The following is an 8,974-nucleotide window of genomic DNA, read 5'->3' on the forward strand; positions in this document are numbered from 1 at the left end:
GGTCTAGCCGCCGAAGCTATCGGCGACGATGTTGTTGTACCAACTGTAGGCGTACTGGACCTCGCGCTCGAGCGCGAAATCCGGGGCGTCGGAGGGCGTCAAGCCGCCCGAGCCTTCGACGCTGGCGATGGTCGAGCCATCCTCGCTCAGGCGATAGACGGCGGCGACCGAGATGCCGTAGTCCTTGCCGATGATCGAGTAGCAGGTATTGACGTAGGCCGGAATGCCGGGTTCCTCGTCATTGAGCATGGCGATCACCGCAGCGGCGGCCACCTTGCCCTGGCTGTTGGCCGAGTAGGCCGATTTCGGCATCGCCGTCGCGATGCAGGCATCGCCGATCACGTGGATGCCCTTGTGCAGGGTCGACTCGAAGGTCTTCTTATCGACCGGGCACCAGCCGCTGTCGTCGGCAAGACCGGCGTCGAGCGCGATCTGACCGGCCGCCTGCGGCGGGATGACATTGGCCACGTCGGCCTGGATCTCGTCGAAGGTGGTATAGAGCGTCATCGTCTCGGGATCGACCCGACTGACCTCGGCGTCGGGGCCAGGCTGCCATTCGATCAAGGCATCCTCGGTGCCGAAGCCGTAGAGACGTTCCCAGCCCTGGGTGAACAGGCCCTGCTTGGAGAAGGCCTGCTTGCTGTCGAGGATGATCACCTTCGACTTCGGTTTGGCCTCCTTCAGATACATCGCGATCTGGCTCGCGCGCTCGTAAGGGCCGGGCGGGCAGCGGAAGGGGTTCGATGGCGCGGCGATCGCGACCACGCCGCCATCGTCCATCGCCTCGAGTTGGTCGCGCAGGAGCTGGGTCTGCTCGCCGGCCTTCCAGGCATGCGGCATCTTCTCGGCGGCTTCCTTGCTATAGCCCTCGATCTTGTCATAGAGGAGCGAGATGCCGGGCGCGACCACGGCGCGATCGTACGCCAGCTCCTGCCCGCTCTCGGTCTTGACGACCTTCTTCTCGGGATCGATGGCGGTGGCCTTCTCGAACACGAGGTTGATGCCCAGCGACTTCAAGCCGTCGTAGCCGTGACGGATCGATTCGAGCTTGCGCTCGCCGCCCAGCACTTCGTTGCTCATGTAGCAGGTGTAATAGGTTTTGTTCGGCTCGACGATGGTGACGTCGATGCTCTCGTCGGCCATCTTGATGTATTTGGCGGCGGTGGCGCCACCGGTACCGCCGCCGACGACGACGACCTTCTTGTCCTGGGCGCGGGCGATGTGCGGGAACCCGAACGCACCGACCGCCGCGACGGCCCCGGTGGCCTTGACGAAATCACGTCGATTCATGGTCATCTGCACTCACTCCTGCTTGTAGTCTTGCTGGCTGGCGTAGTAGGCATAGAGGGCATCGAGAGACTCCTCGCCATGATCTTCGAACATCCGTTCGAGGCTGCGGGCCATCTTCTTCGGCGTCATCCGACGATCTTCGAGGAAGTCTTCCATGGCGTACTTGAGGTACGGGGTCCACTGGCCGGCGAGGATGATGTAATCCTCGACATCGGCGAGCGCCTTGCCGCCTTCTTCGTGGCAGTTGGAGCAGAACTTCTCGTGGTAGGCATCGCCGTCGGCGACCAGCGACTCGTCATAGCTTTGCGCGACCGGCTCGAATGGCTGTTGCTTGAGGTAGGTGCCCATCTCGATCAGCTCGCCCTCGCTATAGCCGCGGGCGATGCGGCCCATGATGGTCGAGTAGGTGTCGTCTTCCTGGAAGGCGATCATCATGTCGACGAAGACCAGCGGGTCCATGCCGGCGATGCTCGGCGCGGCCGGGCCCACGCTGTTGCCATGGGTGCCGTGACAGCCCGCGCAGGTATCCACGAGCATCTTTCCGGTCGCGATATTCTTGATATTGCCGGCGGTGACGCCGGACGACAGGCCGAGGGCGAGCGCCCCGCCTACAAGAGCCAGTGTGAATGCGTGTTTGGCCATGCTTCCTCCTATTGGTGTTGTGCGAGCGGAGTCGTTCTCCGTCCCGGTATGCCGAGACAAGGCCCTGGTCGCCTTGTCTCGCGCATCCTGGTCGAGGCGCGAGGCGGGCGCGTGCCTATGGTTGCCCCATGATGTCGATTGCCTCGGTGTTGTTGGTGGCGCGGGCGAGGTCGGCGGCGGTGTGTCCCTGGGTGTCCTTGAGCGCCGGGTTGGCGCGATGCTCGAGCAGGGGGCCGATCGTCTCGTTGTGATGGCGGCTGACGGCCTCCATCAGCGCCGTGCGGCCGTCGCTATCTTGCAGGTTTGGATCGGCGCCCTGTCGCAGCAAGGTCGTCGCGATCTCGTCGAAGCCGTGATTGACGGCCCAGATCAGCGCCGTGGCGCCGACCTCATCGCGGGCATCGATCTCCGCGTTCAACGCGAGCAACGTCTCGACGACGTCCAGATGCCCGTGATCGGCGGCGATGATCAACGCCGTCGAGCCCTCGTTGTCACGCGCGTCGACATCGGCGCCTTGACGCGCGAGCAACGAGACGACCTCGGGGTGACCTTTGGCGGCCGCTTGCATGAGCGCGGTGCGGCCGTCCTTGTCCCCGGCCTTGGGGTCGGCGCCGCGATAGAGGAGTTGCTCGACGATCTCGGTCAGGCCATAGCGGGCACTGATCATCAGTGCATCCCAGCCGGCGCGCGTGCGGTCGTGGACATGGGCGCCGCGCTCGATCAGCAGTGCGGCGATGCCGTAATGGCCGTTCTCGGCGGCGAAGGTCAGGGCGGTGCAGCCGGCGGTGGTGCGCGCGTTGACGTCGGCGCCGCGCGAGAGCAGGAGGGCGACGGTCTCCAGGTTGCCCTCCTCGACCGCCATCATCAGCGCGGTCTTGCCGAAGGCGCTGCTGGCGTTGACGTCGGCGCCCCGATCGAGCAGATCGGACACCGCCTGCGTGTCGCCGATGGTCGCCGTGAGCCGCAGCTCGCGATCAAGCTCGTCACCGGCAAAGGCGGGCGCGGCGACGAACAGGGCGACAGCGACGATGGATGCGAAAGCGAACTTGGTCGGCATGCTGGAGCCTCCTCAATGTGGAACGCGGCCGCAGAACCTCGCCGCGAGACCCTCAGTCATCTCGGTTTGAGCGGCTGATCATGCGCGACGCCCTTGTGACACTCGATGCAGGTCTGGCCGCGTTCCTCGGCACTGGCATGCCGTCGGCGCGCCGTGCGACCCTGCTCGGAGAGATCCATGCTATCGAGTTGGTGACAGCGGCGGCATTCGCGCGAATCGGACCGCTCCATCTTCGCCCACACCCGCGAGGCCATCTCCCAGCGGCGAGCCTCGAACTTCTCATCGGTGTCGATGGTGCCGAGAATCTCGTGATAGACGTCCTTGGCGGCAATGGTCTTGGTGACCACCTTCGGGATGAAGGGTTTTGGCACATGGCAATCCGAGCAGGTCGTGCGGACCCCGGACTGATTGCGGAAGTGCAGGCTCTCCTGGTACTCCTCGTAGACCGTCTCCATGGTGTGACAGGAGACGCAGAATTCCATCTCGTTGGTGTAGGCGATGCTGGCATTGAAGAGCGCTGAAAAGCCGATACCGGCGACAAAGAGCGCGCTGACGAGCAGAATCGCCACGCGCCGTCGGCGCCAGATCGGTTTCGCCTCGTCTTGCCGTTTTGGGGTAGGCATGTGAACCCTCGCAGCTAGTGGTAATCGGTCATCGAATCGCCTGCGGACGCGAGCGGTTGAGGGGTCGACCGCCTGGGTCCCGGCTTCAGGAGCCGGTCTCGCGCAGAGCCGGCTCGCTGATCGGATCATTGATTATTGTCTACGAGCGGATACTACGGTATCCGGACGGCCATTGCCAAGCCGCCGCGCGCCCAAGCGCGGTGCTGCCTCCGCGCCTGGCCATCGTCGATCGCCGTGCGGCTGTCGCCGCGCCCAGCCAGGACGGTCAGTTGCCTGGCTCCGCGTCCCACAGCTGCAAGGCATTGCGCAGTCCAGCGCGCTCGAACTGCGAGCGCGAGATGCCCCGGCCGCGCATGGCTTCGAGCAGGCGGTCGATCCGCTGCTCGGCCTCGAGCCAATCGTCGATGGCGCCGTCCGCGCTAAAGCCGCGCTGCTCGGCGAGGTAGTAGGCGGCCACGGCGATCATCTCGCTGCGCTCCTCGGCGCTGACCGCCATCGGCGTCTGCTCGCGGCTCTCTTCGGTCATCTCGGCCCCGTGCTGTGAATGGCTCCCAAGGAACGGCGACGGGTCGCGGGCGGATCCTCAGGTGGATGCCGGCCCGATGGCGTCGCCCCGCGTCATTATGGATGATGTGCATCGAGTCGGCGCGGTACTATGGCGCGCTGATCACGCATGACCACTATGCCCGAGAAGAGGACCGTGCAGATGACTGATGAGAAGCCGTCGCTGTGGCAGCGGCTGCAACCGCTGTTGCAGGACGTCAAGCGACTCTCCGCCGCCGGTTGGAAACTGGCGCTTTATTGGCTAGGGATCGCCGCGCGCGAACTCACGCGACTCGCTGCCGCTGGTTGGAAGCTGGCGCGTGACTGGCTCGCGATCGCCGCGCGCGCGACCTGGATCGTGCTGAAACGGCTACCGATCGCCTCCTATAGCTTCGCCCGGGCCTTGTTCAGTGCCGATTATGCGCAACGCCTGACGGATGTCTACATCGACGGCGCCTCTAGCCCCGCGCCCGCCAAGGCGCCACCGGCGCCGGCGGCGGTGTTGCAGGAATCCGGCCCCGACTCGGCGCTGGTGTTGCTGTCGTTATTGCAACAGGAGGGGCGGTTCCTGGATTTCCTCCAGGAGCAGGTCGCCGGTTACTCGGACCAGGAGGTTGGCGCGGCGGCGCGGGTCGTGCATGACGGCTGCCAGCGCGTGCTCAAGGAACATCTCAGTATCGCGCCCGTGCGCGACGAGCCCGAGGGCAGCCAGGTGACCCTGAAAAAGGGCTTCGATCCCGCCGCCGAGCGACCCACCGGCCAAGTCGTCGGCGAGCCACCGTTCACTGGCGCGCTGGTGCATCGCGGCTGGCGCGCGCTCGAGGTGCGGCTGCCGCAAGTGGCGAGCAGTCGCGATGTCCGCATCCTGGCCCCGGCGGAGGTGGAGCTGTGAGCGCCGCACGTTATGCCATTGGTATCGATCTTGGAACCACCCACTCGGCACTCTCCTACGTGGAGACGGCGAAATGCGAGGGCGAGGAGGTCGAGCAGCGCATCCTGGCGATTCCGCAGCTGACCGCAGCCGGCTCGGTCGAGGAGCGTCCGCTGCTGCCGTCGTTTCTCTACCTGCCGCACCCGGACGAGCACAAACAGGGCGATCTGACCCTGCCCTGGGGCGGTGACCCGACGCGCGTCATCGGCGAGCACGCGCGGCGGCAGGGGCTGACCACGCCGATCCGCTTGGTGGCGAGCGCCAAGAGCTGGCTCTGCCACCCGGATGTCGATCGCAAGGCGCCGATCCTGCCGCCCGAGGTGCCGGCCGAGGTGCCGCAGCTGTCGCCCTTCGAGGCCAGCATGCTCTATCTGAGCCATCTGCGCGAGGCCTGGAACGGGTCCCATCCCTATGATCCGCTCGAGGATCAGGATGTCACCGTCACCGTCCCGGCCTCGTTCGACCCGGCCGCGCGCGAGCTCACCGCCGAGGCCGCGAAGGCGGTCGGCATCGAGCGCCTGGTGCTGCTCGAGGAGCCGCAGGCCGCGCTCTACAGCTGGGTCAACGACAGCGTCGGGCGCTGGCGTCACGACGTGAAGATTGGCGACATCATCCTGGTGGTCGATGTCGGCGGCGGCACCTCGGACTTCTCGCTGATCGCGGTCACCGAACAGGAGGGCGCGCTGGAGCTGACCCGGGTCGCGGTCGGCGAGCACATCCTGCTCGGTGGCGACAACATGGACCTGACCCTGGCCCATGTGGTGAAGCAAAAGCTGAAGAAGAACGGTGTCGAGCTGGATCGCTGGCAACTGCAGGCGCTCACCCACGGTTGCCGCCAGGCCAAGGAGGCGCTGCTGGCCGATGCCGATCTGGCATCCTATCCGATCGTGGTGCCGAGCCGGGGCGCCAAGCTGATCGGCGGCTCGATTCGCACCGAGCTGACCCACGACGAGGTCACCACCACGCTGATCAATGGCTTCTTCCCCGAGGTCTCGGTCGACGAGCGCCCGGCCCAGCGCGCGCGGGGCGCACTCACCAAGGTCGGCCTGCCGTTCGCCCAGGATCCGGCGGTGACGCGCCATCTGGCGGCCTTCCTGGGCAAGCAGGCGGGCGCGACCGAAGACCTGGAAGGCTTTGTCGAGCACGCCCATTGGGCCAGCTTCCTGCATCCCACCGCCGTGCTCTTCAACGGCGGCGTCTTCAATGCCCAGATCCTGCGCGATCGGGTGCTGCATGTGCTCAATCAATGGCTGGCCGGCGAGGATGCGCCCCCGGCCCGGCTGCTCGGTGCCCACGACATGGATCTCGCCGTGGCGCGTGGCGCGGCCTTTTATGCCTATGCACGCACCCATGGCGGCGTGCGTATCCGCGGTGGCACCTCGCATTCGTACTATGTCGGCATCGAGCGCAGCATGCCAGCGATCCCCGGCATGGAGCCGGAACTGCACGCGCTCTGCGTGGTGCCGTTCGGCCTCGAGGAAGGCAGCGAGCCGGTGATGCCGCCGCAGGAATTCGGGCTGGTGGTCGGCGAGCCGGTGCGGTTCCGGTTCTTCGGCTCCAGCGTCCGGCGCGAGGACCGGGTCGGGGATCTGCTCGAGGAGTGGTCCGAGGACGAGCTGGAGGAGATGGAGGAGATCCAGACCAACCTGCCCGCCGACAAACTCAAGCGCAGCGAGGTGGTGCCGGTGCGGCTCCAGGCTGCGGTGTCCGAGGTCGGGACCTTGGAGCTGACCGCGATCTCGACGCATGCCCATAGCGGCGACGAGACGCCGGCCTGGAAGGTGTCGTTCAACACGCGCGGCTCGAGCAGCGGTTAGGCGATTGCCGGAAACGCTCATCCCGAATGGCGCAGGATGTTCGTTGGCCTTCGAGGAGCGTCGCCGGGAGCATCGCCGGGCTCTGTGACCGGCGCCGCGACGAAGAAGGCGAGCGAAAAGACCCGCAAGGCGGTATGCGCTTTGACAGAAATCGCCTTAAGCCGCGAGCAACACCGCGAGCGCCCATCGCGGGATGGCGAACCGGCGCTCGCCAGGTGCGAGATGGCGCTCGAACGCTGGCCGCGGTCCGGCACCCTGACCACCGTGCCCTTTAAGATTCTGCACAACGCCCCACATCGGTCGTTTTTGGAGCATGCCGAACGCCGAGGTCACCGATGCCGTTCGACCCCACTGCGATTCGCGCCCAATTCCCGATCCTGAACCAAGCGGACCGGACGCCGCCGCTGGTGTTTCTCGACAGCGCCGCCAGCACCCAGCAGCCGACGGCGGTTATCGACGCGGTGGCCGCGTATCATCGCTGTCAGCACGCGAACATCCATCGCGCGGTCTATCAGCTCTCGCAGGCCGCGACCCGCGACTACGAGGCGGCGCGCGCGACCGTGGCCCGCCTCATCAACGCCGCCGAGCCGGCCGAATGTCTGTTCACCCGTGGCACCACCGAGTCGATCAATCTGGTCGCGGCGACCTGGGGGCGGGCCAATCTGCGCGCCGGCGACGAGATCATCCTCTCGACGCTCGAACACCACTCCAACATCGTGCCCTGGCAGCTCGCGGCGCAGGCCAGCGGCGCGCAAATCAAGGTCATCCCGATCACCGAGGCCGGCGAGTTGGATCTGGACGCCTACCGGCGCCTACTCTCGCCACGCACGCGGATGGTCGCGGTCAACCATGTCTCGAACGCGCTCGGCACCATCAACCCGGTGCGCGAGATCATCGCCGAGGCCCATGCCGCCGGCGCGCTGGCGCTGATCGACGGTGCCCAGTGGGTCGCCCACGGCCGCACCGATGTGCGGGCCCTGGATGCCGATTTCTACGCCTTCTCCGGCCACAAGCTCTATGGTCCGACCGGGATTGGGGTGCTGTACGGTAAGCGTCACCTGCTTGAAGCCATGCCGCCCTATCAAGGCGGTGGCGACATGATCGAGCAGGTCCGTTTCGCGGGAACCACCTATGCCGGGCTGCCGAACCGCTTCGAGGCGGGCACCCCGAACATCTCCGGCGCGATCGGGCTGGGCGCGGCGATTCGCTGGATCGAGGCGCTCGGGCTTGAGCGGATCGGTCCCTATGAACAGGAGTTGCTGGCGTATGCGAGCGAGCGGCTGCGCGCCATCCCCGGGCTGGTGCTCAAGGGCACGGCGGCGCGGAAAAGCGCGGTGCTGTCGTTCGTGCTCACCGATCCGCCGCTCTCCACGCTCGACATCGGCACCCAGCTCGACCTGCGCGGGATCTGCATCCGCACTGGCCATCATTGCTGTCAACCGCTGATGGAACGGCTTGGCGTGGCCGCCACCGCGCGCGCCTCGCTGGCGTTGTACAACAATCGCGACGACATCGATCAACTGGCCGATGCGCTCGGCGAGATCGTCGAGCGCGCGCGCACGACGGCCGAAGCGGCGGCTGGGCCAATGTCCGCGGCGAAGGCCCCGGCGGGACGGGCGTTGGCCCCGGAGCCGGAACCGGTGCCGACCCCGGCGGCAGGCGCGCGACCATCGGCTCAGGCTGCCCGCGATGCCGATGAGCCCAGTTATCCGGGCGCGATTGCCGACTCGCCCGAGGCGGCGGCGGATGTCCTCGCCGAGGACTTCGAGCTGCTGCCGGATTGGCCGACGCGTCACCAGTACCTGATCGAACTCGGCGAGCGGTTGCCACCGATGCCGGCGGCGATGAAGACCGACGCGACCCGCGTGGAAGGCTGCCAGAGCACGGTGTACCTGGCGACCCGGATCAAGCCGGGGACCGAGGACGTGATCGAGTTCCTCGCCGACAGCGATGCCAGCATCGTGCGCGGGCTGATCGCGGTGCTCGAACAGCTCTGCTCGGGCCAGCGCGCGGCGGCGATCCTCGCCTTCGATCTGGACGCCTTCTTCGACCGCATCGGGCTGGATGCTCA

8 protein-coding genes are annotated in these 8,974 nt (G+C 66.6%); 3 read left to right on the plus strand and 5 right to left on the minus strand.

Annotated elements, in window-relative coordinates:
- Window positions 1-3: 3 nt before the first annotated feature.
- The 5 genes from ACLFQI_RS08700 to ACLFQI_RS08720 all read right to left on the minus strand — a co-directional run bounded on the left by ACLFQI_RS08700 (window position 4) and on the right by ACLFQI_RS08720 (window position 4,138).
- The gene (locus tag ACLFQI_RS08700; RefSeq protein WP_410758538.1) at window positions 4-1,296 is read right to left on the minus strand and encodes an FCSD flavin-binding domain-containing protein; all 1,293 of its coding nucleotides are present in this window, start codon (window positions 1,294-1,296) and stop codon (window positions 4-6) included.
- A gap of 6 nt (window positions 1,297-1,302) precedes the next feature.
- Window positions 1,303-1,932 (minus strand): c-type cytochrome, encoded by a 630-nt coding sequence (locus ACLFQI_RS08705; RefSeq protein ID WP_410758540.1) that lies wholly within the window; start codon window positions 1,930-1,932, stop codon window positions 1,303-1,305.
- Between the two features lie 115 nt (window positions 1,933-2,047).
- Complete coding sequence (locus tag ACLFQI_RS08710; protein ID WP_410758542.1) at window positions 2,048-2,989, minus strand: ankyrin repeat domain-containing protein; 942 nt, start codon at window positions 2,987-2,989, stop codon at window positions 2,048-2,050.
- 56 nt (window positions 2,990-3,045) lie between these two features.
- Window positions 3,046-3,612: a NapC/NirT family cytochrome c gene (locus ACLFQI_RS08715; RefSeq protein ID WP_410758543.1), complete on the minus strand. Its 567-nt coding sequence runs from the start codon at window positions 3,610-3,612 to the stop codon at window positions 3,046-3,048.
- A 265-nt stretch (window positions 3,613-3,877) separates the two neighbouring features.
- Window positions 3,878-4,138 (minus strand): DUF2934 domain-containing protein, encoded by a 261-nt coding sequence (locus ACLFQI_RS08720; protein ID WP_410758545.1) that lies wholly within the window; start codon window positions 4,136-4,138, stop codon window positions 3,878-3,880.
- Between the two features lie 180 nt (window positions 4,139-4,318).
- On the opposite strand from ACLFQI_RS08720, the gene ACLFQI_RS08725 reads away from it, so the two are divergent.
- The 3 genes from ACLFQI_RS08725 to ACLFQI_RS08735 all read left to right on the plus strand — a co-directional run.
- A complete protein-coding gene (locus ACLFQI_RS08725) occupies window positions 4,319-5,047 on the plus strand; it encodes a DUF2760 domain-containing protein (protein ID WP_410758547.1) in 729 nt (242 codons plus the stop codon).
- Window positions 5,044-6,903 carry an Hsp70 family protein gene (locus ACLFQI_RS08730; RefSeq protein ID WP_410758549.1) on the plus strand — a complete coding sequence of 620 codons (1,860 nt, stop codon included), beginning with the start codon at window positions 5,044-5,046 and terminating at the stop codon, window positions 6,901-6,903. The genes ACLFQI_RS08725 and ACLFQI_RS08730 overlap by 4 nt, the downstream gene beginning before the upstream one ends.
- A gap of 335 nt (window positions 6,904-7,238) precedes the next feature.
- Window positions 7,239-8,974 (plus strand): SufS family cysteine desulfurase (locus ACLFQI_RS08735; protein WP_410758550.1); only part of this gene is annotated, 1,736 nt, incomplete at its 3' end.

Source organism: Halochromatium sp. (genome assembly GCF_046541315.1).
GTDB lineage: Bacteria > Pseudomonadota > Gammaproteobacteria > Chromatiales > Chromatiaceae > Lamprobacter.

Bases quoted from the DNA above. Each gene is read 5' to 3' on its own strand.
- ACLFQI_RS08720 (WP_410758545.1), bottom strand. From the start codon at position 4,138: ATGACCGAAGAGAGCCGCGAGCAGACGCCGATGGCGGTCAGCGCCGAG.
- ACLFQI_RS08705 (WP_410758540.1), bottom strand. From the start codon at position 1,932: ATGGCCAAACACGCATTCACACTGGCTCTTGTAGGCGGGGCGCTCGCC.
- ACLFQI_RS08715 (WP_410758543.1), bottom strand. From the start codon at position 3,612: ATGCCTACCCCAAAACGGCAAGACGAGGCGAAACCGATCTGGCGCCGA.
- ACLFQI_RS08700 (WP_410758538.1), bottom strand. From the start codon at position 1,296: ATGACCATGAATCGACGTGATTTCGTCAAGGCCACCGGGGCCGTCGCG.
- ACLFQI_RS08710 (WP_410758542.1), bottom strand. From the start codon at position 2,989: ATGCCGACCAAGTTCGCTTTCGCATCCATCGTCGCTGTCGCCCTGTTC.
- ACLFQI_RS08725 (WP_410758547.1), top strand. From the start codon at position 4,319: ATGACTGATGAGAAGCCGTCGCTGTGGCAGCGGCTGCAACCGCTGTTG.